A 26,652-nucleotide genomic window follows, 5' to 3' on the forward strand; every position below is an offset into this window, starting at 1 on the left:
TTTATTTTTTAAAATACGTTTCTAGCAAATTCTGAGCGGCTGCAAAAGGTGAAATTTCATCATTTGCAACTGCTTTTTTGTTTTCTTCCAATAATTTATAAATTTGGGGATGATTGAAAAAATTTGTTTTCAATTGTTCGTTGATGGTTTCCAACATCCAATATTGGTTTTGTTCTTTTCGTTTTTCGAAAAAATAATGGTTTAATTTTGTAAGTGCTGTAAAATTACAAATCGTTTTCCAAACCTCAGGAATTCCTTCATGAGTAATAGCACTACAAGTGGAAGTTGTAGGAATCCAACCTGATTTTTTTGCAGGAAAAAGATGTAAGGCCCTATTAAATTCGGTTTTAGCCAAATTAGCCTTTCTAATATTATCACCATCAGCTTTGTTTATAACAATAGCATCTGCCATTTCCATAATACCACGTTTTATACCTTGTAGTTCGTCGCCAGCACCAGAAATTTTCAAAAGTAAAAAGAAATCGACCATACTATGTACCGCCGTTTCACTTTGTCCTACACCTACAGTTTCTATAATAATAGTATCAAAACCAGCAGCTTCACAAAGTGTTATAGTTTCACGAGTTTTTCGTGCCACACCGCCTAAAGTTTCTCCCGATGCACTTGGTCTTATATAGGCATTTTGGTCTTTTACTAGCTCTTCCATTCGGGTTTTGTCACCAAGAATACTTCCGTGAGAAATTGTACTAGAAGGATCTACAGCTAAAACGGCCACCTTTTTACCCAAACCCGTTAAGTGTTTTCCAAAAGCTTCAATAAAAGTGCTTTTTCCTACGCCAGGAACACCCGTAATTCCAATACGAACCGATTTGTTAGCATAAGGCAAACAAGTATTTATGACTTTATTGGCTTTGTCTATATGCGAAAAACTAGTACTTTCTACGAGTGTAATAGCACGACTTAAAGCCGTTATATTGCCTGATAAAATACCACTTACCAACGCTTCTGATGAAGGCTGAATCCTTCTAAATCGTTGAATTTGAGCAACAGCAACAGTACTAATAATTTCAGGTTTTTCTATGCCTTGATTCTCTGTTAATGCCGATTTTTTATTTTTATTTTTCAATTTCAATTATGCTTTGTGTAAAAATACTATAAAAATTAAATAAATGCCACTCATTTCAAATCTATAAATAGTATTTTTGCGCAACCAAAATATAAATTCTTGTGGCTACAGAAAGTGTTATCCTAGAAAATAAAAGCAACTTAGTTCAAAAAACTATTTTTTCAATCCTTTTTTCAATAAGTTTTGCCCATTTACTTAACGATTTAATTCAGGCTATAATCCCATCTATTTATCCAATTTTAAAACAAAATTACGGATTAACATTTACCCAAATCGGATTAATAACCTTTTCATTTCAACTCACAGCCTCAATATTTCAACCATTTGTAGGGTATTATACAGACAAATATCCAAAACCATTTTCCCAAGTTTACGGTATGATATTCTCTTCCTTGGGTATCATTTCCATTTCGTACGCTAATAATTTACCCTGGATAATCGTTTCAGTTATGCTAATTGGTCTAGGATCAGCCATTTTTCATCCAGAATCAGCTCGAATTTCTAACATGGCATCGGGCGGAAAAAGAGGATTGGCACAATCTATTTTTCAAGTTGGCGGTAACCTAGGTACAGCCATTGCACCTTTATTAGTTGCTGCAATCGTAGTGCCAAATTCTCAAAAATACATACTATGGTTTTTAGTTACTTCATCTCTTGGGTTAATTATAATTTCTAAAATTGCCTTTTGGTACCAAGATAATTTGAAACTAAAATTACACAAAAAACAACTTTTTATCGCACAACATGATTTACCTGAGCAAAAAGTAAAAATAGCCATAGCCATCTTACTGTTTGTAATTTTTACTAAGTTTTTCTACTCCGCAAGCCTCTCTACCTATTATCAGTTTTTTATCATCGAAAAATTTAATTTAACCATCAAGCAAGCACAATATCACATGTTTCTATATCTAATAGCCTATGCTTTAGGAACAATTCTTGGTGGACCTTTGGGCGATAAATTTGGGCGAAAATACATCATTTGGTTTTCTGTTTTTGGTGCCACACCATTTGCATTATTACTACCCTATGCCAATCTTTTCTATACAGATATTCTCATGATAATCATAGGAATTATAATATCCTCAGCTTTTCCAGCCATCATCGTTTATGCACAAGAATTATTACCCAAAAAACTAGGAATGGTATCAGGACTTTTTTACGGATTTGCCTTCGGAATGGGCGCTTTAGGATCAGCATTACTAGGAATCCTAGCAGACCATACCTCAATTACATTCGTGTATCAACTCTGTTCCTACTTGCCAATTCTAGGAATAATTTGTTATTTCTTACCCAATATAAACAAGAAAAAAGTATAATTTCTTTAGGAGCTATTTCCCGCTTTACACTGCAATCTTTTTATTTTTAAAGGAAAAATAAAAAGGATTTCCGTTTCAATCGGGGCTAGGGCTTGCGTCTTAAATTTAAAATTCTAGGCAAAAAAATTTCTGAACTTTGCCAAAACCTTTGCAAACTATATAGTTAAGTTTATTAAATTTGTTTCAAAATACAACCAAATGCAAATTACCACACAAATACTTCAAAAATTACATAAAATAGTAGGCGAAACTTTCGTATTTACAGACCAAGAAACCTGTAATCATTACGGTCACGACGAAACCGAAGATTATATTTTCCCGCCAAATGTAGTAGTAAAACCAGCAAATGCTTACCAAGTTTCAGAAATACTAAAAGTAGCCAACCAACATAAAATACCAACCACCCCAATAGGAGCCAGAACAGGTTTAAGTGGCGGTGCCTTATCTATTTATCAAGGCATTGGTATGTCGATGGAGCGTTTTAATAAAATCCTAAATATCGACGAGAAAAATCTACAAGTAACTGTCGAACCAGCCGTAATTACACAAGTTTTGCGAGAAGCAGTCGCAGAAAAAGGATTGTTTTATCCGCCAGATCCAAGTAGCCAAGGAAGCTGTTGGATAGGAGGAAACGTTGCCGAAAATGCAGGAGGTGCAAGGGCCGTAAAATATGGCGTTACAAAAGATTACGTGCTAAACCTAGAAGTCGTTTTAGCTACAGGAGAAATTATTTGGACAGGAGCAAACACACTAAAAAATTCTACAGGATATAACCTAACCCAACTCATGGTGGGGAGCGAAGGAACTTTAGGAATCATTACCAAAATTGTCATGAAACTATTGCCAAAAGTAACGCATAATGTACTCATGTTAGTTCCTTTTTACCAAGCAAATCAGGCTTGCGAAGCAGTTTCTGCTATTTTTAGAGCAGGAATTATTCCAAGTGCATTAGAATTTATGGAACGTGATGCAATAGATTGGACTCTCAAATTCAATAACACTATTAATATTAATATCAAAGACAATATTCAAGCCCATTTACTCATAGAAGTAGATGGGAATTATCCGGAAATTCTGCTGCAAGAAGCCGAAAAAATCATGAATGTCGTCGAAGAATTTGAAACAGACGAAATCCTTTTTGCCGATAACGAAGAGCAAAAAAACACACTTTGGAAAATGCGTCGATCAGTTGCCGAAGCCGTAAAAGCAAATTCTATTTACAAAGAAGAAGATACTGTTGTGCCACGATACGAATTGCCAAAATTGCTTTCTGGTATTAAAGAAATTGGAGCAAAATATGGGTTTAAATCCGTTTGTTATGGCCATGCTGGCGACGGAAATTTGCACGTAAACATCATCAAAGGCGACATGACTAATAACAATTGGAATACGCAAGTTACAAGAGGAATTCGAGAAATTTTCGAACTAACAGTCTCGCTAAAAGGAACCTTATCTGGCGAGCACGGTATCGGATTGGTGCAAAAAAACTATATGGATATTGCTTTTTCTAAAACACACTTAGAGCTAATGGAAAGAATAAAATTTGTTTTCGATCCTAATAATATTTTAAATCCAGGGAAAATTTTCCCAGATGAATTTTAATTAACGGGCCATAAATTCTAATAAAGTAGGATCAGCATTTTTAAAAGTAGGCTCTTTTTCTGTAATTGTTGCCACACGTTTTTTGTTTAGTTTTAAGGTAACATCGGCTTGGGTGGTAAACAACAAAATAGATAAAAAGGGGTTATTCATATAAGGGGTTAATATAAAAATAGCTTCATCAATACCATGATTTTCTATTATTTCTTCTTGCTGAAATTTAAATTTTAAACACAACAATAGCTGGTCGTCTACTACAATTGTTCGCACATAAATATTCATCAATTGAGTATTTCCAATGGTTTTTGCTAAGGTTAGCTTGGCAAAAGTTCCATCATTAATGCTTTCTTTAAATTTATTAAAAATCGTTGTGTAAGTATGACTATTTGGCATTTCTGATAATTATTTTTTACAAAAGTAGTTTTTGTTTTTTAATTTTAATAAAAAAAAACCAACCACTTTTAGCAGTTGGGGATTTAAATATTTTGTTAATCTCTTTTAGGGTTGTTTTTCTTTTCTCTTTTTTCTTCCTTCTTTTCTTTAGCTGTTTTAAGAGGTTCCTTTTTTTCGGTTTTTTTTGCGTCTTGACTTTTTGCCATGATAATATATTTTATAAGTTATTTTTTAAGTTTTTTATAAAGGTAGAAGAATTAGTATAAAGTATCGAACATATAATAGTTTAATTATAATTAATTTTTTTTTAAATTTATTTAGAAAAAAACATACCTTTGCAAGGTGAAAAAATCACTATTTATATTAACATTATTCATGTTGCTCAAACCAGTACTGCCGGTTGTTGAGTATCTTGTTAATTATGATTATATTACAAAAGTTCTTTGTGTAAATAAAGAAACTCCAATAATGGGATGTGACGGAAAATGTTATCTAATTAGTCAGCTTGCCAAATCTTCGGATACAGAAAAACCTTTTTCTGATAAAAAAATTATCGTAAAAGAATTCGAAGTTTTATTTTTTCAGGAAATTACAGCAGTTATATTTCCTAATGCTTCATTCTTACCAATACGAGTTCTTAATTTTAACTATTCTAATTTATATAATTATCTGAATAGTACCACTACTTTTCATCCGCCAAGTATTATTTTGTAAAGTTTTGCACACTAATTGTGCTTTGTTGGTTCTTAATTTTTAGAACTATGAGAACTTATGTTCAAAATTGTTTGAAAAATTATTTTTCAAACTGCATTTTTACAACCTATAATAAATAAAAAGATGAAATTTCAATTAAAAAAAATAATGGCTATAATAGCCCTAGTGTTAGTATTTGCTTCATGTTCAAAAAATGAAGATCCTATAAATGTAATAACTGGAGAAGGACGTGTTGGTTTAGAATTTGATAACGTTTTTGGTAGCTCTAATTTAATTTTAAATACACAAGTAAACACAACCTCTCAAGGGGAAAAATTAAAAATATCTGAATGCAAGTACATTGTAAGTAATATCGTATTAACTAAAGACGACGGAAGTATATACGTTTATCCAAAAGCAAATAGCTATTTTATTATTGATGAAGCTAAAGAAACTAGCCGCAAAATAGTCCTAAAAAGTATTCCTGCAGGAAACTATACAAAAGTAACCTTTGGTATTGGTGTCGATGAGGCTCAATTTAGACTTGGCGCTACAGGGCAGGGAGATTTCTTGACACAAGCACAAGACGCAGGTATGATGTGGTCATGGAGTGCTGGTTATAAGTTTGTAATGTTTGAAGGGATGTTTACTTCCCCTACAGCAACTACCGATACTAGTTTTATGGTGCATACAGGCAAAATAGCTGCAGCATATAATTATAAAGAAGTTACGATTAATTTTCCTCAAAATGCAACTGTTAGAACCACTATTACCCCCGATGTACATATTTTTGCAGATGTTGCAAAAATTATAGATGGTACAAATAAAATTAAACTTTCAGACAACAATAGGAACGGTATGGGCGCTATGATTATGGGCGGTGCTAATTTGCCATTAATCACTTCAAACCTATCTGAAATGTTTGTTGTAGACCATGTTCACAACGATTAATACTTTAATTAAAAGCGATTAGATTTTTTCGCTTCATTTTATATAATAACAACATTTTTTAAAAGCTCATTATTTGGTCTTTACCGCAAGGGTCGTGCTCTGCGTTGCAAACGAAGCCACGGAACTCCGATAAAAATAAAAGTATAGTAAAAATCTTTTTGAGGCATAAAAAGCCTCAAAAAGAATTTTTACTTCAATCCCTAATGCAAAATGCTGTAATTAATAAAAATAAGCTATTTTTTCTAATCACTTTTATAATTTTTTAAAAGCATGAAAACAAAATATATATTGTTACTCATTATGCCTTTTTTTTGGAGTTGTTCTAAAGTTGATAATACAGATAATTATGTTAATATTCCAATAGACTATAAAGTACCTTCAAATTTTCCGCCATTAGCTTATGATTTAAATAACAATCCATTAACCGAGAAAGGTTTCGAATTAGGAAAAAAAATATTTTATGACGGAAGATTATCATCAGATGGATTAATTTCTTGCGGATTTTGTCATATTCAAGAAAATGCTTTTACGCATCACGGGCATTCTGTTAGCCATGGTGTAAATAATGAAGTTGGAATAAGAAATGCACCACCTATTCAGAATTTAGCATTTCAAACTAGTTTTATGTGGGACGGAGCAGCAAGCCATTTAGACATGCAGTCTATTTTGCCTTTTACGAATCCGGTAGAAATGAATGGAAATTTTGGCAATACAATTGCCATGATGAAATCTGATGCTGAATATCAAAAATTATTCAAAATCGCATTTATTAACAGAGAAATAAACTCCGAAAATATGCTAAAAGCATTAGGACAGTTTATGGTTATGGTAACATCAAGTAACTCCCGTTTTGATAAATACCGAAGACATGAAACAGGCGGAACACTTACACAAGAAGAGTTAGGCGGTTATACTATTTTTAATCAAAAATGTGCCTCATGTCATGCAACAGATTTGTTTACAGACAATTCCTTTAGAAATAACGGTTTGGCGATTAACCCACAAGTTAATGATATAGGCAGATTTCGTGTCACAGAATTAGCACAAGATTTGCATAAATTTAAAGTTCCAAGTCTTAGAAATATAGAGAAAACAGCACCATATATGCATGATGGACGGTTTTTTACACTCGATGCTGTTCTAGATCATTACTCTAATGGGATTGTAAATTCTGCAACATTAGATCCAAGTTTGCATACAAATGGAGTCTTAGGAATTTCATTAACGAGTTTAGAAAAAACAAAATTGATAGCTTTCTTAAAAACCTTAACCGACAATCAATATCTTACCGATAAACGATTTTCAGAATATTAAACACAAATGAAGAAATATATTTTAATAGTTTTAATTACATTCCAATTTGCAAATGCAATAGAAAAAGATAGTTTATTATTTAATAAGAACCCGTTTACAAAGCATTATTTATTTCCAGAGAAAGTAATGTGCGATGCTTGTGGTTGTTCTGCAAGTGGCGGTAGTATGGGTTTTGCATCGATGATAAATTCTAATTTTGTAGGCATTAGATATTTTAATCAGCAATACAAAAGTTCCGACGGATTATATAGTAATTCGCCATGGTACAATGAGAATTATCAAACTGCTCAAGTTTGGGCGCGAATACCAGTTTATAAAAACATTCAGGTTACTGCCTTAGTGCCATTTCATTTTCATACTCGAGAAACTAAAATAGGCAATCAGGATATTAAAGGAATAGGCGATATTACAGTTTTAGCAATGTATCAATTGTATCAGACACATAAGGATAGTACCTATTTTGTTCATACCCTACAGTTAGGGGGTGGGGTTAAATTGCCAACAGGAGAATTTAACGATAAAAATAATACAGGAAGTATAAACCAAAGCTTTCAGGTTGGAACTGGAAGTTGGGATTATTTATTTGCAACGGAATATACAATAAAGAGAAAAAAAATAGGTTTAAATACGATGCTTAATTATATAGTAAAAACTGAAAACACTAAATTTTATCAGTTTGGAAATCAATTTAATTATGCAGGAACATTTTTCTATTTGTACGAAAAAAATAGTATTTCTATTGCGCCACAATTAGGTTTTGCAGGAGAAGTTTATCAGGATAATTACCATCACAAGCAAAAATTAAAAGATACTGCTGGCGATATTATTTTTGGAAAGCTTGGATTTGAAATAGGAAAAGATAAATTATCATTTGGTGCTAATGCTATGCTTCCAATAAATCAGAACTTAGCAAGCGGAAATGTAGAAGCTAATTATCGATGGAGTTTTAATTTGAATTATAGTTTATAAAAAAAAAATAGTTTAAAAAAAAACCTCAATTATATAAGTATAATTGAGGATTTTTTTTTAAGCGTAATAGTTATTCACTAACTAAAACCCAAGTGCCAGCATTTAATAAAATTTCGGCTTTTTTAAATTTTAGTTCTTCAATTTGTCCGTTGGCAACGTTCTGAATTTTTACAGTATCATTACGGTTTATTTTTGGCATATCACGAACAATAGTTTCTGTAACTTGATGTTGTTGTGTTTGCCCAGCTTCATGATTGCGTTCTGCTTGTTCTTCTATATTAAGAATTTCGTCTTTACTTTCTATATAATTTTCTTTCTGACGAATTTGTGTTGCCTCTTGAATATTATTTTGTTGTTGCGGCAAATCGCCTTTAAATAAGAATGAAATTACTTCTTTATTAATGCCATCTAGCATATTTTTAAACAATTTGAAAGCTTCAAACTTATAAATAAGCAAAGGGTCTTTTTGTTCATGAACTGCTAGTTGCACAGATTGTTTCATCTCATCCATTTTACGTAAATGTTTTTTCCAAGCATCATCAACAATGGCTAATGTGATATTTTTTTCAAAATCAGCAACCAATTGTTTTCCTTGACTCTCGTATGCTTTCTTCAAATCGGTAACTACGTTTAGTGATTTTATTCCATCAGTAAACGGAACTATAATACGCTCAAAACTATTGCCTGGATTTTCGTAAACATTTCTAATAATTGGAAACGCTTCGTGTGCATCACGTATGTTTTTCTCAGTATAATATTCAGAAGCGGCTTTGTATGTTTTTCCTGTTAATTCTATATCAGAAAGTTTAGCAAAATCTGCTTGCGTAACTGGCGATGTGATAGATAAATTTTTAATTAATTCGAATTCAAAATTTTTGAAATCACCAGTTAATTTGTTTTTTTCTACAATTACTTCACAAGTATCATACATCATATTGGCGATGTCTAGTTTTAGACGTTCGCCGTGTAAAGCGTGACGACGGCGTTTGTAAACTACCTCACGTTGCGAGTTCATAACATCATCATATTCTAACAAACGTTTACGAGTTCCGAAGTTGTTTTCTTCTACTTTTTTCTGAGCACGTTCGATAGATTTAGTCATCATAGAATGTTGAATTACTTCCCCTTCTTGCAATCCCATTCTGTCCATAATTTTAGCAACTCTATCAGAACCAAAAAGACGCATCAAGTTATCTTCTAGCGATACATAAAATTGAGAACTTCCTGGATCACCTTGGCGACCTGCACGACCACGTAACTGGCGGTCTACACGACGAGAATCGTGGCGTTCTGTACCAATGATTGCTAAACCTCCAGCGGCTTTTACTTCAGCAGTAAGTTTAATATCGGTACCACGACCAGCCATGTTTGTAGCAATAGTTACTACGCCAGGTTTTCCTGCTTCTTCTACGATTTGTGCTTCTTGCTTGTGCATTTTTGCATTTAAAACATTATGAGGAATGTTTCTCATTTTAAGCATTCGGCTTAATAATTCAGAAATTTCTACCGATGTTGTACCAATAAGCACTGGTCTTCCTGATTGAGAAAGTCCTACAACATCTTCGATCACTGCATTAAATTTTTCACGAACCGAACGATATATTAAATCTTCTTTGTCTATACGTGACATGCCACGGTTTGTAGGAATCTCTACAACATCTAGTTTGTATATTTCCCAAAGCTCACCTGCTTCAGTAACTGCTGTTCCAGTCATACCAGCTAATTTGCTGTACATTCTGAAATAATTTTGTAAAGTTACAGTAGCGTAAGTTTGCGTTGCATCTTCAATTTTTACGTTTTCTTTGGCTTCAATCGCTTGGTGTAATCCGTCAGAATAACGACGGCCATCCATAATACGACCAGTTTGCTCATCGACAATCATTACTTTATTATCCATTAATACATATTCTGTATCTTTTTCGAATAATGTATAAGCTTTTAGAAGTTGTGTTAAGGTGTGAATACGTTCACTTTTTACACTAAAATCTTGAAATAATTTTTCTTTTTGTTCTCCTTGTTCTTCAACCGAAAGATTTAATTTTTCGATACGAGCGATTTCGGTTCCAATGTCTGGTAATACGAAGAAGGTATCTTCCGTATCTTTAGACATGATTTCGATTCCACTATCTGTTAATTCTACTTGGTTATTTTTTTCTTCAATAACAAAATATAATGCTTCATCTACTTTTGGCATTTCACGATTGTTATCGGACATGTATTGATTTTCCGTTTTTTGTAAAAGGGCTTTGATACCTTCTTCACTCAAAAACTTAATTAAGGCTTTGTTTTTAGGTAATGCTCTGTGTGCTCTTAATAATTGAAAACCACCATCTTTAGTATTTCCTTCTTTTATTAAACGTTTTGCTTCAGTAAGAAATCCGTTTGCCAACTGACGTTGAATGTTTACTAAGTTTTCAATTTTTGGTTTCAATTCTGTAAATTCATGACGATCCCCATCTACAACTTGACCTGAAATGATTAATGGTGTACGAGCATCATCTATTAATACAGAATCGACCTCATCTACAATGGCAAAATTGTGTTTTCTTTGAACCAAATCTTCTGGCGAATGTGCCATGTTATCACGCAAATAATCGAAACCAAATTCGTTATTTGTTCCGTAAGTAATATCGGCATCGTATGCTTTGCGGCGTGCGTCAGAATTGGGTTGGTGCAAATCGATACAATCTACCATCAATCCGTGAAATTCGAATAATGGTGCTTTCCAAGCGCTATCACGTTTTGCTAAGTAGTCATTTACGGTTACTAAATGCACACCGTTTCCTGTTAAAGCATTCAAATAAAGGGGAAGTGTAGCCACCAAAGTTTTTCCTTCTCCAGTTTGCATTTCAGAAATTTTTCCTTGGTGTAAGACAACCCCACCTATGAGCTGTACGTCATAGTGAATCATGTCCCAAGTAATTTCTTTTCCTGCAGCACTCCAAGAATTTGCCCAAACTGCAGTGTCGCCAACAAGGTTGATGTATGATTTTGTTGCCGAAAGTTCTCTGTCTTTTGCAGTAGCGGTAACGGTAATTTGTTTGTTTTCTTTGAAACGTTTTGCTGTTTCCTTAATCACTGCAAAAGCTTCAGGAAGAATTTCGTTTAATGTTTTTTCAGAAATTTCGTAAGCTTCTTTTTCAAGAATGTCTATTTGTGCATATACATCTTCACGTGCATCGATATCTTGAATGGCTTCAACCTCGAGTTTTAAGTTTTCAATTTTAGTATCTTTCTCAGCACGAGCTTGCTTAATTATATCTTTAAAATAAACAGTTTTAGCTCTTAATTCGTCGTGAGACAAATTGCTTAAACTATTTTCTAAAGTTCTAATTTTAGCTATTATAGGCTGAATAGCCTTGACGTCTTTTTGCGATTTGTCGCCTACAAATACTTTTAATATATTGTTTATGAAACTCATAATAATTTTGTTTATAATTTTATTTAATTAACCAAAAAAAAGTCTCTTGTAGAGACTTTTTAATAGTTTTTATTTCTAATATTCATCCTCGTTCCAAAGATAATCTTCGTCAGTTGGATAGTCAGGCCAAATTTCTTCCATCGACTCATACGTTTCGTCTTCATCTTCTATAGATTGTAGGTTTTCTACAACTTCTAAGGGAGCTCCAGTTCGTATAGCGTAGTCGATTAATTCGTCTTTGGTAGCAGGCCAAGGGGCATCACTTAAATAAGATGCTAATTCTAATGTCCAATACATTTCTTTGAATTTTAATTTAATGCAAAAATAATTTTTCTACTGAAAAAATCAAGTTTTTTTTGATTTATTTTTAAATAAAGTTAAGAACGTATTTTGAATTTTAGATTTCTGATTTTAGATTTCTGAATTTTAAGTGTTATACTAAATTTAAAATCAGAAATGTAATATCTAAAATTATTTTCTAGGTATCCATTTTACTTCGTCAGCGTGTAAGTCTGAAGTCAACTTTCGTGCCAAGACAAAAAGGTAGTCAGAAAGTCGGTTCAAATACTTAATTGCTATGTCAGCAACAGGTTCGTTATGGCTTAAATGCACGGCTAAACGTTCGGCACGACGGCAAACACAGCGAGCAATATGACAATATGACACAGTAGTATGTCCGCCTGGTAGCACAAAATGTGTCATTTGCGGAAGGGAATTTTCCATTGTATCGATTTCATTTTCTAATAATTCGATGTCACTTTCTATAATTCCGAGTTTTTGAAGGCGCAATTGACCATTTTTCATTACTTCTTTCTCTGGCGGTGTGGCAAGAATGGCTCCAACGGTAAATAATCGGTCTTGAATTTCGATTAGGATATTCTTATAGTGTTGGTTTATTTCTTGGTCACGAATGAGTCCGATGTACGAATTTAATTCATCAACAGTTCCGTAACTTTCTATTCTACTATGGTCTTTTGGGACACGAGTTCCGCCAAAAAGGGCTGTGGTTCCTTTGTCTCCTGTTTTTGTATATACTTTCATGAGATGTTTATTTGTTGGTTTGGTTATTTGGTTATTCGTGAATTTGACTATCAAATAACCAAATCCACGAATCCACGAATAAACTATTTAGTATTGTCGCTTTCAATTAATCCGTCACGTAAGCGAATAATTCTATGGGCATGTGCAGCAATATCTTCTTCGTGAGTAACAAGGATTACGGTATTTCCGTTGCCATGAATTTCGCTAAAGAGTTTCATGATTTCTTCCGATGTTTTGCTGTCTAAATTTCCTGTTGGTTCGTCGGCAAGAATGATAGATGGTTTGTTTACTAATGCTCTTGCAATGGCAACTCTTTGTCTTTGTCCTCCCGAAAGTTGGTTGGGTTGATGATCCATTCGGTCTCCTAGATTTACTTGGTTTAATACTTCGGTAGCACGAATATTGCGTTCTGCTTTTGAAAAACCAGCATAAATCATTGGTAGCGCCACGTTATCTAAAGCGGTGGTTCTTGGCAAAAGGTTGAAAGTCTGAAAAACAAAACCTATTTCTTTGTTGCGTATTTCTGCCAACTCATCGTCAATCATTTGCGAAACGTCTTTGTTATTCAGGATATAAGTTCCAGAAGTGGGTGTGTCTAAGCAACCCAAAATATTCATTAATGTCGATTTTCCTGAACCAGAAGGTCCCATGAGTGCTACATATTCGCCTTTGTTTATTTGTAAATCTATTCCTTTTAGCACATTTATAATTTCGCTACCGAGAACAAAATCTCGTTTGATGTTGGTTATTCTGATTAAAGACTGACTCATTTGATTTCTGATATTAAAATGTAAATATAAGTATCGTTTTTGGATAAAATGTTACAATTTTAACCACGAAGTTCACAAGAAATAAATTTCAAGTAAATATTAAAAAAGCAAAATAAAATGAGTCAAACCTTAGTGCACTTTGTGAATTCTTAGTGTCCTTTGTGGTTAAACCCGAATTACAAAATGTTCTTTTTCTTGTTCTTCTCTAAAAAACACCATTCCCCACTGAAAAGTATCAATCGTAACTTTTACTTTTTTATGATTTTTAATAATTTTCCAAGCTTCTTCCATATCTTGTGACCAATGTATATCATCGAAAATCCAAACCGTATCGTTTGTAATTGTGGGTAATAAAAGTTCGAAATAATCTAAAGTTGCTTTTTTAGCATGATTGCCATCAAAGTAAATGAGGTTGTGTGTTGTAGGTTGTAGGTTTTTGAGGTATTCGCAAAAGTTTGTATTTATAAATTCTACGTTATCGAAATTGAATTTTTGCAATTGCAATTCATTTACGGTGTTTTTACAACCTTCTAAAGTACTTATTTTTGCCTTTTTATTTCCTAATGATAGGGCAGAAGTAGCTAGTCCTAATGAAGTTCCTATTTCTAAAATAGAATTAGGTTGAAAATAATTAACAATTCTAAATAACAATTTGGCTCTTTTTGAAGAAATTCCCGCTGTTTTTGCAATTTTAGCTATTTGGCGTGTATTCGATTTAAAAACTCTTGAACCAGCACCAAAATCAGTTATTTCAATAGTATTTTTATTTGCTAACAGAGCGTTTCGGTAGTTTTTTAGCAGTAAATATTCTATTTTTGATGATTTATCATAAAAGCATTTGGTAACCAAATCAAACACAAACGGAGAATGTACACCGTGTTCGTTTTTGGAGTTCCAGAGGAATTTTAAATAGGATTTTATACTATGTTTCATTTGCACCATAAATTTGACGAATTAAAGAAAATTAAAAAATAGTCCGTGGGGTTAAAATAAAAAAAAACGGATTATACCAACGGGTTACAAAAAAATAAATTTGTAATTAGCGTTTAAGTTTTTCATTTAGCTCTTTCATTTCATTTTTTAGTTGGGCATTTTCTTTTTTTAAATCAATTATTCTTTCTTTTTGTAATTCAATCATATAATTTAGGTGATTAATGTCAATATTTGGCACATCAATTGAAACTCCTCTGAAGAGCCAATTGGCATCTAAATCTTTAAATTCATTCAATATTTTGTACATTTTGTCTGTACCAAAAACTTTTCCGTTTTTAATATTGCTAATTTGACTTCCAGATAAATCTAATATTCTGGCTGTATCGTTAATGCCAAGGTTGTTGTTTTTTAGGTATTTATAAAACCTAATGCCTAATTCATTAAAATTATTCATAAAACTTGGTTATAATTCAAAATAATGTATATTTGTACAAAATAGTGAATAATTTTTGTTGCTAATTTAATTAATAAAATCCTAAAACTCTCAAAACTATGTCAGATTTTTTAAAACAATTCGGTGAAGATTTAAAAAAAAATGTTTCTGGATATATCGCTGTAGCGGTAACTGAAATTAAAAGTGGAATTTCGTATTATACCGATTCGATCGTATCGGATTTTGATCCAGAGTTAGCCGCTGCTTTTAATCTCGAAGTTGTAAAAGCCAAACTAAACGCCATTAGTGCACTTGGTCTTAAGCAAAATATAGATGATATTATGATTAACCTGTCAAGTCAGATTCATATTATTGACGTATCAGAAAATAATGAATATTTTATTTATTTAGCGGTAGATTCTACAAGAGCAAATCTAGGCATGACAAAAGCATTACTTAACAAGTATAAAAAAGAAATTTCAGGAAAACTTTAATTTTCGGATAAGCCCCAATTTTTTTTGTAAAAAATTAGGGATTCGTTCTTATCAATTATATTTTACCCTTCAATTTTTGCAGATAATTCAAACCAACGTTCTTCTTTATCTTCCATTTTGTTAATGATACTTTCTAGTTCTTTTGCTTTACTAGAAATATCAGCATCTGCAACTTTTCCTTGCGAAAACAATTGCTCTATGGCAATTTTTTGAGCTTCTAAATCCTTAATTTCCTTTTCTATCTTTTGATATTCTTTTTGCTCATTAAAAGTTAAATTTCCTGTCGGATTGTTTTGTTTCCAATCTTTCTTTTCAGCTTTGTTTTCTTCTTTCTGAGCCACATCGGCACTATCTTCATAAGCACGGAAATCAGAATAATTACCAGGAAAATTTTCAATTTCTCCTTCACCACGAAAAACAAATAAATGATCTACGATTTTATCCATAAAATAACGGTCGTGAGATACCACAAGCAAGCAACCTGGATAATCTAGCAGAAAACTTTCAAGCACATTTAATGTCACAATATCTAAATCATTTGTTGGCTCATCTAGAATTAAAAAGTTAGGATTCTGAATCAAAACCGTACACAAATACAAACGTTTTAGCTCTCCACCACTCAGTTTTTCTACATAATCATATTGTTTTTTGCTATCAAAAAGGAAACGCTCTAACAATTGCGAAGCCGAAATAATTTTTCCTTTCGTAAGCGGAATAAATTCTCCGTATTCTTTTATAATATCTATAACCCGTTGTCCTGGTTTAGGATTGATACCGCTTTGCGTATAATACCCTATCTTTATAGTATCTCCAACCACAACCTTACCACTATCTGCGGGAATTGTACTGGTTAGCAAATTTAAAAAAGTAGATTTTCCAGTTCCGTTTTTCCCAATAATACCAATTCTGGCACCACGCTGAAAATCGAAACTAAATTCGTTTAAAATAACTTTATCATTAAATTTTTTAGAAACCTTGTGAAGCTCGATAATTTTGCTTCCCATTCGTTCCATATTAATTTCTAATTCTACTACATTTTCTCTTCGGCGGCTTTCGGCTTTTTCTTTAATAACATAAAAATCGTCTTGTCGTGATTTCGATTTGGTTGTTCTCGCTTTTGGTTGTCTTCGCATCCAGGCTAATTCTTTTACAAATAAGTTTTGCGCCTTATCAACACTAGCATTTTCAGAAATAAGGCGTTCTTCTTTTTTCTCTAAATAATAAGAATAATTCCCCTTATATTGGTATAATTTCCCGTTGTCTAGCTCAATAATTTCATTACAAACACGTTCCAGAAAGAAACGGTCGTGCGTTACCATAAACAAGGTAATATTTTCTTTAGCAAAATAACTTTCTAACCATTCGATCATCTCTAAATCCAAGTGATTTGTAGGTTCATCAAGAATTAACAAATCAGGACGATTAATCAAAATAATAGCCAATGACAAACGTTTTTTCTGACCACCAGAAAGATTTTTAACCTTCAATTTAAAATCTTCCAACTTCAATTTGAATAAAATTTGCTTATACTGTGTTTCAAAATCCCAAGCATTATGCTGATCCATTCCATCAAAAGCCTTTTGGTACGCTTCACTATCCTCAGGATTCTCTAAAGCTTTCTCTAAAGCTTCAATAATTTTTAGCGTCTCATTATCTGAAGCAAAAATACTTTCCTCAATAGTTAATTCATCTTGCAAATTATGATTCTGAGACAAAAAAGCCATGCGAATATCTTTGCGAATCACAACTTGCCCAGTATCAGGATCATCAATACCATTTAATATATTCATGATCGTAGTTTTTCCAGAGCCATTCTTGGCAATGAAAGCAATTTTTTGGTCTTTGTTTATTCCAAAAGAAATTTTATCAAACAAAGTTCGCTCGCCAAAAGACTTCGAAATATTTTCAACAGATAAGTAATTCACAAGAGTAATTTTTTACAAAAGTAGGTCATTGCAAGTAACCAAACAATCTTTTCTTTTTGTTAATAGCGAATGGCTTGGGAATTGTCAGTCATCCATTTTCCCGCTTTCCGTTTCAATCTCGCCAAGAAAAATGGCGAGGATTTTCACTTCAATCGTGGCTATCAGAGATATTACGGCATTTCTGTAAAATTTCGGGCTATCTTTCTATCTAAAATTATTTCGTATATTTGGTTTTTTCTAATCCAATAAAATGGGTACTCAAAAAAAACATCTAACGAAAGAGAATTTCAATTTAATTTCACAACCAGCCCTAATAATATAATGCAGAGATTCACTTACCTCAGAAAGTATCAGACAATCAATAGAAGGAACCCTTTGCCATATTTTGTAAAAAAAGCGATTGATATTAATTTTATTTTTAGGAAAAAAATGATAAAGAAGTTCGAAAAAAAAAATATTTTTGTTCAAAAAAAACCTTTAAGATTATCAAAAAACATCATATTGGAGTACCAATCGCTAAACTTTATAAGCTGGTTATATCCGAACAAAAAACATTATTTTATAAAATATTAAAAGATAAGAATCAAATAGATTTATTATCTTTCTAGCACAAAATTAAAAACCCAACGACTTAAACAAGTTGCTCTAAACTTATAATATGCAACTATCAGTTATCATTCTTAATTATAATGTTCGTTATTTTCTCGAACTTTGCGTTTTAAGTGTTCAAAAATCACTTAAAAATATTGATGCAGAAATTATTGTAATCGATAATAATTCATCAGACGACAGTTGCAAAATGATGAAACAACGTTTTCCACAGGTGAAACTTATTGAGAATAAGGAAAATTCAGGATTTCCAAAAGGAAATAATATAGGAGTTGCTCAGGCAAAAGGCAAATATATTTGCATTCTTAATCCAGACACAGTTGTTTCCGAAGACACTTTTGCAAAAACATTAGCTTTCGCCGAAAGCCAAAAAAACTTAGGAATAGTAGGTTGCAAACTCATAGACGGAACCGGAAATTTCTTACCAGAAAGCAAACGAGGGGTGCCCACCCCCTTTGTGGCATTTACTAAAATTTTCGGGTTGTATAAATTTTCAAATTATTTCGGAAAATATTACGCACAACATTTAAGCGAAAATAAAACAGGAAAAGTAGATATTCTAGTTGGCGCATTTATGATTATGAAACGAGAATTATACCTAGAAGTAGGTGGTTTCGACGAAAAATGTTTCATGTATTCAGACGATATAGATTTGTCTTATATGGTTTTGCAAAAAGGAAAATCTAATTATTATTTTCACCAAACAACCGTAATTCACTACAAAGGCGAAAGCACAATTAAGGACGAAACCTATATGAAACGCTTTCAAGAAGCCATGAATTTCTTTTATAAAAAGCATTTTAAAGTATCCCTTTTCTTTTCTCTATTTATGAAAACAGGAATCGTTGTTTTCTCATTTATCAAGATGTTTCAAGGCAAACAAAAGGCAAGGATAGCACCTAAAAGCTATGTTTTAATTTCGGATAATAAATTGATAAAAGTAAAGCTTCAAACGGAATTAAAAAAAGACGTTTTTCTTGTTGGTAAAGATATTTTTAATATAAATTATTCGCAAAATTTTACAAACAAACAACCGTTAGAATTTATATTTGACAATAATTATATCAATTTTAAAGATATAATGCAATTAATGCAATTGAAGGAATACAAAAAACATACGTTTAAAATACTTCCGCAAACTACTGATTATCTTATAGGTAGCAATAGTAGTAATGATAGGGGAGGGGTAATTTTAATGTCGGATTTTAAAAACTAGATTTCAATTTTTTTTTAATTGGTCTTAATTCGTGAAATTCGTGTTAAATTTATTATTTTTGCAACATCAAAACCAAAAAACCTTTTAGGCAAACAATATGGCAAGATTTGAATTAAAACTTCCAAAAATGGGAGAAAGCGTTGCAGAAGCGACTATCACAAATTGGTTAAAACAAGTTGGTGACAAAATTGAAATGGACGAAGCGGTGCTAGAAATAGCTACCGATAAAGTAGATAGCGAAGTTCCTAGCGAAGTTTCAGGAATTTTGGTAGAACAATTATTCAACAAAGATGATTTAGTTCAAGTTGGGCAAACTATTGCTATTATAGAAACTGAAGGAGGCGATGTTGCTGTAGCAAAACAAGAAGCAACTCCAGTTGCTGTAGCAGAGGTTACTAAAACAGTAGAAGCTGCAAAAGAAGCAGTTTCGGTACCAGTTAATTTTTCAGATTCAGATAAATTCTTTTCACCATTAGTTAAGAACATCGCTAAGGCAGAAGGTGTTTCTGTAGCTGAATTAGAGAGCATTTCTGGTTCAGGAAAAGAAGGAAGAGTTACTAAAGAAGATCTTTTAAAATATGTTGCGGATAGAAAAATAGAACCAAGAACCAAGAATCAAGAGTTGGCTGTTGTACAAGCAACCAAGCAACAACCAGTAAGCCAAAAAGCAGTGCCAGTTTCTGTAAATGGAGGTGACGAAATTATTGAAATGGATAGAATGCGTAAGCTTATTTCTGGTTATATGGTAGCTTCGGTACAAACATCGGCACACGTACAATCGTTTATCGAAGTTGATGTAACAAATATCGTAAAATGGAGAAATAAAGTAAAAGATGCTTTCGAAAAACGAGAAGGCGAAAAACTAACTTTTACTCCAATAATGATGGAAGCTGTAGCAAAAGCTTTAAAGGATTTTCCAGGCATGAATATTTCTGTTGATGGTGATTATATCATCAAAAAGAAAAATATCAACTTAGGAATGGCAGCGGCCTTGCCAAACGGTAATTTAATTGTTCCAGTTATAAAAAATGCAGACCAATTAAATTTAGTTGGTATGGCAAAAGCGGTAAATGATTTAGGAAATCGTGCAAAAGCAGGAAAATTAAAACCAGACGATACACAAGGCGGGACTTATACAGTGACTAATGTGGGAACTTTTGGATCGGTTTTTGGCACACCAATTATAAACCAGCCACAAGTAGGAATTTTAGCCCTTGGAGCCATTAGGAAAGTACCAGCAGTTATCGAAACTCCAGAAGGAGATTTTATAGGTATTCGTCAAAAAATGTTCCTTTCGCACTCATACGATCACAGAGTTGTAGATGGCGCATTAGGAGGAAGTTTCGTAAAACGCGTTGCAGATTACTTAGAAGCATTTGATGTGAATAGAGATTTTTAGTAAATAAAGTCTTATAAAAAAAACCGAATGATAATCTTATCATTCGGTTTTTTTATGACTTCTCAATTCGAAATATATTACTTTAAGGCAAATGTTGTTTTAGATACTAAGTTATATTTATCAAACACATTCACAAAGTAGTTTCCTTTTTTAATATTTTCTAAAGTAATTTCGGCAGTAACTTCTAAGCTTTCATTCTTAAATTTTACTAGCGAATAATAGCTGTAATTTAAAATCATAACTCCAAAATTTTTAGTATTTTTTTCGCCAATAATATTATTTTTAGAATCAATTATTTGCACATAATATTCTTTCTCACATGGTTTAGTGATTTTATTACCCACAACCATAAAAGTGATTTGCAATAAATTTACTCTGCTGGCTTTATCTGTAGATTCTAAATCTCCTGATTTTGTTTGTTTTAATGTTGAAGTTTTTAGATTAATAATTGAAATTTTAGACCCTTTTCTAATAACCCTATTTAAATCTTCATTCATGGCTACTAATGTGTCATTGTATTTTTTAGATTGTGTTAAAACTAAAATTGTACTGTCTCTTTGTATCTTGAGTAATTCATTGTTTTTCTTTAATTGAAGTTTTTCTTTTGTGAGAGAAGCTACAATATTTTTGAGCCGATTAATTTCCGTTTTATATTTTATTAAAGAAGCAAGATCAATATTAGTATTATTTATCTCATCCAAAAGATTAGTTACTTTTTGTCTTTCTATTATTAAATCTGTTTTTAATAGTGAGTTTTCAGAGATAGCTAATTCTAAAGAGTCTTTAGATTTTTTTAATTCTGAGATGATTTCATTTTTTTTAGCGTTTAAAATTCTTTCTGTAATTTTAAAATCATGATAAATTTTATAAGAAAAACCTAAGCAGCAAAATAACGAGATAGCTAACCCTATAGAGATGAATTTTATTGAAGAAATGTTAGTTATGATTTTCATATTAGTTATTTTTTATTTGCTTCTTGTAATTTTTATCAAAATATTTCTATTTGAAGTTGTGCAATGTTGGGTTGTAATTAATCCTTGTTTAAAATTGGAATTAATGCATTATTTACTTTTATAATCATTTTGTTGTAGTCATTAATGATTTCTTCCTGAAAATCAGGACTTCTTTCATTTGATATTATCATTCTAACATAGCGTTCCGAAATTTTATATTTGTCTGCTAAAGATTTTGTAATATTTGAATTGTATTTACTTCTTATTTGTTTTGTACTTTTGTCCATTGTTTAAATTGTTCTTTAGTTCGGAACAAATATATAAACAAGTTTATTATAAACAAATAAAATATAAATTTTTTTATAACTATTTTAAAATGACGGAAGTAGAGAGAATAAAATTAGCTGTTAAAACACTGATTAGTTTGGGGGTCGCAAAAAATCAAGAGGAGATAGGTAAGTTAATGGGGTATTCTAATAAATCTTCTTTTTCGCAGGTTTTAAACGGTATAGTGCCTTTGCCAGATAAGTTTATCGATAAATTATGCAGGTTAGATAAAAGATTAAGGAGGGATTGGATTGTTAATGAATTTGGTCATATTTTAATTAAAAACAACAATAGTAAACAAGTTTATATTGATAAAAATATAGATACCTATGATAAAGAAGAAGGAAAAGGGGTTGAAATAAAAAAAACGCATCCTTATAATAATAATTTTCAATACAGAGAGCTTGCAGAATCTAGGTTAGAGACTATTAATACAAAAGATAAGTTAATAGAAGTTTTAGAAAAAAACATTATTCAATTAGAAGCGCAATTAAATACACTAACTCAAAATAAAAGTTTTAAAAGAGGCGAAATGAACAGTGAAGAAATTTCAACAGGGAGTGATTATGAAAATGTGTAGAAATAAATATTTTTTCTCATGTACTATCTTTTTTTTAATACTTATTAAAAATCATGTTTTAGGTAGCTGTAATATTATTTTTTAAATTCAAATTTTTAATATATTTGATATGACTTCTCAATTCGAAATATATTACTTTAAAGGGCTTAATTCTTTTATAAACCGCATTTAAAATTTAATATTTGGGCATTATTAAAAGGATTGAGGGTTTCGTTGCAAACGGGGTTTATTGAACTTTGATAAAAATAACATTAGAGTAAGAATTCTAACCCAAAATACTGCGATTAATAAAATTAAGCTAAATGGTTTATAAGACGTATTATTCTTTTTAGAAAGGAATAATATTTTTTTAAAATATTATTATAATTTTTGCTCTTCGGAATGATAACTTATATCATATTATAAAGATATACTTGGATATTTGTTGATTATATTCTCATTATGAGGAACGGGGAATTTCATCAAGTCATTCGTATTTTGAGGTCCTCGTTCTTCTCTATGAACTGTGCGTTTATTGCGCTAATAAACGCAATGGTATAATGGTATTATTTATTTCTTATGAAGTAGATTTAATACAAGAATGTTTACATTTTTTATAGGGTAATTTTAAGTGCTAAACTGTGGCTTACGGGTAAAAAAAAGGAGCAAAAACTAGTTTTTTGCTCCTTTTTATAATCAAATATTTCAATTATCGTTTCATCGAGAAATGCGATTTATGCTCTTTTGTAATTCCATTTTCTTCGTACGTAACTACAAACCAGTAATCTGTTGATGGTAGTTCTTTTCCATTAAAAGTTCCATTCCAACCACTTCCAGAAGGTCTAATTTCTGTTAATAACTTTCCAAATCTGTCAAAAATTAAAACTTTAGCATTTGCTTGATTTTTTAGTTCAGGGATATTCCATGTGTCATGGTATCCGTCTCCATTTGGGGTAAAGAATCTAGGATAATCTACAATATAAGCAGTCGTAGATTTCGATACGCATTCATTTCTTACAGTTATATTGTGTAAACCAGCACTCACATTTGCAAATATGTTACTGTTTTGAAAAGCGCCATTATCTATTTGATATTCATATTCTCCTGCTGGAGTTACGGTAACAGTTATGGTCTGTAAATCTGCAAAATAATTAGAAGGGGTTGCAACTATAGTTGCTGGGGGTTCAGAAATATTAGAAGTGATTACTGCTCTTGGACTCTCACAAGTTCCTACAGTTTGACTTACATAATAATTTGTGTTTCCAACGGCAGTTGTTAAAGGGGTTGGAGCACTAGTAGAACCTACACCTCCTGTTACTGTTGCATACCACAATAAATTACTTCCTGTAGCGGTAATCGGATTTGTTATATCATTTAAACAATATGTTATTGGTGTTATAACTCCTGGTGCCGATGGATTATTTATAGTTACCGTTGCTTTAGTAGCACATCCGTTACTATTTGTATAGGTAATTATTGCAGTTCCACCCGTAACTCCTGTTACTAATCCTGTATTGCTTACAGTGGCTATTGCGATATTGTCAGACGCCCAAGGGTTGGTTGTGTTTGCAGTTCCCGATCCTGTAAGTTGGGTTGTTAATCCGATACAAGCATTTAAAGTTCCTGTAATTGTAGGTAGCACATTTATGGTTACAATGGCTGTAACATCGCATCCATTACTATTTTTATAAGTAATAGTTGCGCTTCCTACCGAAACTCCTGTTACTAATCCTGTGTTGCTTACCGTGGCTATTACGCTATTGGAAGAAATCCAAGGGTTGGTTGCGTTTGCAGTTCCTGATCCTGTAAGTTGGGTTGTAGTTCCAATACAAGTATTTAAAGCACCTGTAATTGTAGGTAACGTTACGGTTACAATAGCTGTAATATCGCATCCATTACTATTTTTATAAGTAATAGTTGCGCTTCCTACCGAAACTCCTGTTACTAATCCTGTGTTACTTACCGTGGCTATTGCATTATTAGAAGAAATCCAAGGGTTGGTTGCGTTTGCAGTTCCTGATCCTGTAAGTTGGGTTGTAGTTCCAATACAAGCATTTAAAGCACCTGTAATTGTAGGTAGCGCATTTATAGTTACAATGGCTGTAACATCGCATCCATTACTGTTTTTATAAGTAATAGTTGCACTTCCTACCGAAACTCCTGTTACTAATCCTGTATTGCTTACAGTGGCTACTGCGCTATTGGAAGAAATCCAAGGGTTGGTTGTGTTTGCGGTTCCTGATCCTGTAAGTTGGGTTGTAGTTCCAATACAAGCATTTAAAGCACCTGTAATTGTAGGTAGTGCATGTATAGTAACTAATGTTGTAGCTGTTACTGGAGAACAACCTGCAGATGCAGATGGAATAGTATAAGTTATTGTATAATTAGCTGCTGGACTTCCGTTTGGAGTAATTGTTCCTGTAGTTGCATTAATAATAAGAGTGTTTGGATTTGCAGTATAATTACCTGGTGCAAAAAGCCCTGTTCCAGTTAAATTAACTAATTTAGGTGCTGTGTCTGATTCGCAAAATGAGGTGCTAGGTGTACTAGGTAAACTATATGATATAGCAGCAGTAGGTGGTGTACAATTATTTGCTACGCAACTTTTGTTGCTTGATGAAAAACAACTACCTAATGGTCCAGTTGGTGTTACTGTAATTACAACAGTGTCTGCTGGAGTTAATCCTGATACTAAATAGGTTAGCACGTTGCCAATTGCTCCAACATTTACTGTTGGATTGGTGTTTACTTGGTAAGATATATTATACCCTGTAGCTCCTATTGCTGCTGTCCAATCAAATGTTATCGAAGAAGTTGTAGTTATACCACAATTTATTGTTATTGCTTGTGCCGTAGCAATAGTAACTGTTGTAGAGGTGCTATATAGCGGACAAGAAGGCGATGCAGCAATCTCATATTTTACAGTATAATTTCCTGGAGTACTGGTACTAGGGGTAATTTCTCCTGTGGTTCCATTTATTGTTAATCCAGTTGATGGGTTTGTTGTAAAAATTCCGCTGCTGGTTAAACCAACTGGTATTATAGGTTGTGGCGTTATAATACTTGTACAATATGTTGGGTTAGCATAAGTGAATGTTCCGGCTGGCGCAGTAGTCACAATTAAGTCGAAATGCTTAGTAGTGTAACAAAATGATATGTTATCTTCAATTCTAGCATAAATTGTAACTGGTGAAGACGAAGCTAAATAATTAGTTAAACTTGCAAAAGGAATAGCCGCCGTGCCATTATTTGCAAAAGCTTGAGAGGTATGATATGTAATAGTGTAATCTGAAGCTGAAAGAGTTCCTAAAATTTCGCTATTTTTATTTATTGATGGAAATATATAAGGTGGTGCCGAGCTCGTGCAAAGAACAATATCCTTAGGTTGTGTTGCAGGTATTAAATAATTACTATACACCATACTACTTGTAACTTGATAACAGCCGCCAGGTCTAGTGGTTTTTACAGACCAAGTTCCTGGTGTATTTACAGTTATAGTTTGCATATTATCATAAGCTGGCTGTGGTACACCGTCTAATGACCATTGATACGGAATTGTAGCTGTACTAGTAGCTGGAGAGGCAAAGCTTGCTGTAATATTTATAGGAGTCCCTATACATTCTTTACGATTTTGGCCTAAAGAAACACCACAAACTATATCACAATCTGTACGGCCGTGAGTTTGTAAAACTGGCTGTCTTTGTTCTAGTTTTATAAATCCTGCTCCTCCATTATAATTAGTAATCATAACTAAATAAAATTGGCCCGCAGTAGCACTAGGAATTGTCATTTTTTCTACTGCTTGGGCAGAATAGCTACAATCTACTAAATTTCCAGGAGCTGGTCTAGGGTATTCCCCTGGTGAAGTTGTGTTATTTCCACAAAAATTACAATTGTCAACCCTATTATTACAGTTACCTACTGCCGAAGCATAAGGTCCCCAAACCGCAAAATCGACATCCATTGGTGTTCCTGTTGGCAAACCATTACTATCGAAAGATTTATTTTGAATGATATCATAAACCAAAGGTCCTGATTTTTCTATTTTTAAGTAAAACCACGCAGGGTTCTTTACGCTAATTAAACATGCCTCACGTGTCCCAGTACCTGTTGTTGCACTAGGGAATACCAAGGAAGGAGCATTAATATCTGCTCCGCAAAAAGCGGTTGCGGTTGCGCATGTTGTTCCTTGCGAATAAATATTTATAGTAACTAAACTAAAAACTAAAAACAATATTATTTTTTTCATC

22 protein-coding genes are annotated in these 26,652 nt (G+C 32.5%); 10 read left to right on the forward strand and 12 right to left on the reverse strand.

The window, feature by feature from the left end:
* Window position 1: 1 nt before the first annotated feature.
* Window positions 2–1,093 carry a methylmalonyl Co-A mutase-associated GTPase MeaB gene (gene meaB, locus B0A57_RS01205; protein ID WP_052079088.1) on the reverse strand — a complete coding sequence of 364 codons (1,092 nt, stop codon included), beginning with the start codon at window positions 1,091–1,093 and terminating at the stop codon, window positions 2–4.
* Between the two features lie 95 nt (window positions 1,094–1,188).
* Here meaB and B0A57_RS01210 point away from each other — a divergent pair, with 95 nt between their 5' ends.
* On the forward strand, window positions 1,189–2,403 hold the full coding sequence (locus B0A57_RS01210) for an MFS transporter (protein WP_011962734.1): 1,215 nt from the start codon (window positions 1,189–1,191) through the stop codon (window positions 2,401–2,403).
* Between the two features lie 198 nt (window positions 2,404–2,601).
* Complete coding sequence (locus B0A57_RS01215) at window positions 2,602–4,005, forward strand: FAD-binding oxidoreductase (RefSeq protein ID WP_034097847.1); 1,404 nt, start codon at window positions 2,602–2,604, stop codon at window positions 4,003–4,005.
* On the opposite strand, the gene B0A57_RS01220 is transcribed toward B0A57_RS01215, so the two are convergent.
* Complete coding sequence (locus tag B0A57_RS01220) at window positions 4,006–4,395, reverse strand: hypothetical protein (protein ID WP_034097849.1); 390 nt, start codon at window positions 4,393–4,395, stop codon at window positions 4,006–4,008. It abuts the gene before it with no gap.
* Window positions 4,396–4,737: 342 nt separating this feature from the next.
* On the opposite strand from B0A57_RS01220, the gene B0A57_RS01230 reads away from it, so the two are divergent.
* From B0A57_RS01230 to B0A57_RS01245, 4 genes are all read left to right on the forward strand, one after another.
* On the forward strand, window positions 4,738–5,109 hold the full coding sequence (locus B0A57_RS01230) for a hypothetical protein (protein WP_227117443.1): 372 nt from the start codon (window positions 4,738–4,740) through the stop codon (window positions 5,107–5,109).
* 123 nt (window positions 5,110–5,232) lie between these two features.
* Complete coding sequence (locus B0A57_RS01235) at window positions 5,233–6,039, forward strand: MbnP family protein (RefSeq protein WP_034097851.1); 807 nt, start codon at window positions 5,233–5,235, stop codon at window positions 6,037–6,039.
* 270 nt (window positions 6,040–6,309) lie between these two features.
* Window positions 6,310–7,353, forward strand: a complete 1,044-nt coding sequence (locus tag B0A57_RS01240; RefSeq protein WP_011962740.1) for a cytochrome-c peroxidase — start codon at window positions 6,310–6,312, stop codon at window positions 7,351–7,353.
* A 6-nt stretch (window positions 7,354–7,359) separates the two neighbouring features.
* Complete coding sequence (locus B0A57_RS01245; protein WP_011962741.1) at window positions 7,360–8,322, forward strand: transporter family protein; 963 nt, start codon at window positions 7,360–7,362, stop codon at window positions 8,320–8,322.
* Window positions 8,323–8,392: 70 nt separating this feature from the next.
* On the opposite strand, the gene secA is transcribed toward B0A57_RS01245, so the two are convergent.
* The 6 genes from secA to B0A57_RS01275 all read right to left on the reverse strand — a co-directional run bounded on the left by secA (window position 8,393) and on the right by B0A57_RS01275 (window position 14,941).
* Window positions 8,393–11,743, reverse strand: coding sequence for a preprotein translocase subunit SecA (gene secA, locus B0A57_RS01250; RefSeq protein ID WP_034097853.1), 3,351 nt, complete (start codon window positions 11,741–11,743; stop codon window positions 8,393–8,395).
* Window positions 11,744–11,818: 75 nt separating this feature from the next.
* Complete coding sequence (locus tag B0A57_RS01255) at window positions 11,819–12,040, reverse strand: DUF2795 domain-containing protein (RefSeq protein ID WP_011962743.1); 222 nt, start codon at window positions 12,038–12,040, stop codon at window positions 11,819–11,821.
* Between the two features lie 174 nt (window positions 12,041–12,214).
* Window positions 12,215–12,784: a cob(I)yrinic acid a,c-diamide adenosyltransferase gene (locus tag B0A57_RS01260; RefSeq protein ID WP_011962744.1), complete on the reverse strand. Its 570-nt coding sequence runs from the start codon at window positions 12,782–12,784 to the stop codon at window positions 12,215–12,217.
* A gap of 83 nt (window positions 12,785–12,867) precedes the next feature.
* Window positions 12,868–13,554 (reverse strand): ABC transporter ATP-binding protein, encoded by a 687-nt coding sequence (locus B0A57_RS01265; protein WP_011962745.1) that lies wholly within the window; start codon window positions 13,552–13,554, stop codon window positions 12,868–12,870.
* 165 nt (window positions 13,555–13,719) lie between these two features.
* Complete coding sequence (locus B0A57_RS01270) at window positions 13,720–14,487, reverse strand: O-methyltransferase (protein WP_034097861.1); 768 nt, start codon at window positions 14,485–14,487, stop codon at window positions 13,720–13,722.
* A gap of 106 nt (window positions 14,488–14,593) precedes the next feature.
* On the reverse strand, window positions 14,594–14,941 hold the full coding sequence (locus B0A57_RS01275) for a helix-turn-helix domain-containing protein (RefSeq protein ID WP_011962747.1): 348 nt from the start codon (window positions 14,939–14,941) through the stop codon (window positions 14,594–14,596).
* Window positions 14,942–15,039: 98 nt separating this feature from the next.
* Here B0A57_RS01275 and B0A57_RS01280 point away from each other — a divergent pair, with 98 nt between their 5' ends.
* Entirely contained in the window at window positions 15,040–15,414 is a 375-nt protein-coding gene (locus tag B0A57_RS01280) for a hypothetical protein (protein ID WP_011962748.1), read from the forward strand.
* Between the two features lie 62 nt (window positions 15,415–15,476).
* Here the strand turns inward: B0A57_RS01280 and B0A57_RS01285 are convergent, their stop codons facing one another.
* Window positions 15,477–17,339, reverse strand: coding sequence for an ABC-F family ATP-binding cassette domain-containing protein (locus B0A57_RS01285; protein WP_034097856.1), 1,863 nt, complete (start codon window positions 17,337–17,339; stop codon window positions 15,477–15,479).
* A 658-nt stretch (window positions 17,340–17,997) separates the two neighbouring features.
* Between B0A57_RS01285 and B0A57_RS01290 the strand changes: the two genes are divergently transcribed.
* Both B0A57_RS01290 and B0A57_RS01295 read left to right on the forward strand, forming a co-directional pair.
* Window positions 17,998–19,164 carry a glycosyltransferase family 2 protein gene (locus B0A57_RS01290; protein ID WP_011962750.1) on the forward strand — a complete coding sequence of 389 codons (1,167 nt, stop codon included), beginning with the start codon at window positions 17,998–18,000 and terminating at the stop codon, window positions 19,162–19,164.
* Between the two features lie 97 nt (window positions 19,165–19,261).
* Complete coding sequence (locus tag B0A57_RS01295) at window positions 19,262–20,563, forward strand: dihydrolipoamide acetyltransferase family protein (protein WP_034097858.1); 1,302 nt, start codon at window positions 19,262–19,264, stop codon at window positions 20,561–20,563.
* Window positions 20,564–20,640: 77 nt separating this feature from the next.
* Here B0A57_RS01295 and B0A57_RS01300 read toward each other — a convergent pair whose 3' ends face one another.
* Entirely contained in the window at window positions 20,641–21,516 is an 876-nt protein-coding gene (locus tag B0A57_RS01300; RefSeq protein ID WP_011962752.1) for a hypothetical protein, read from the reverse strand.
* 77 nt (window positions 21,517–21,593) lie between these two features.
* Window positions 21,594–21,803, reverse strand: a complete 210-nt coding sequence (locus B0A57_RS01305) for a hypothetical protein (protein WP_011962753.1) — start codon at window positions 21,801–21,803, stop codon at window positions 21,594–21,596.
* A gap of 89 nt (window positions 21,804–21,892) precedes the next feature.
* On the opposite strand from B0A57_RS01305, the gene B0A57_RS01310 reads away from it, so the two are divergent.
* Window positions 21,893–22,423: a hypothetical protein gene (locus B0A57_RS01310; RefSeq protein WP_080731707.1), complete on the forward strand. Its 531-nt coding sequence runs from the start codon at window positions 21,893–21,895 to the stop codon at window positions 22,421–22,423.
* Between the two features lie 688 nt (window positions 22,424–23,111).
* Here the strand turns inward: B0A57_RS01310 and B0A57_RS01315 are convergent.
* Window positions 23,112–26,651, reverse strand: coding sequence for a T9SS type B sorting domain-containing protein (locus B0A57_RS01315; RefSeq protein WP_089081990.1), 3,540 nt, complete (start codon window positions 26,649–26,651; stop codon window positions 23,112–23,114).
* Window position 26,652 lies beyond the last annotated feature (1 nt).

The organism is Flavobacterium psychrophilum DSM 3660 = ATCC 49418, from assembly GCF_002217405.1.
GTDB lineage: Bacteria > Bacteroidota > Bacteroidia > Flavobacteriales > Flavobacteriaceae > Flavobacterium > Flavobacterium psychrophilum.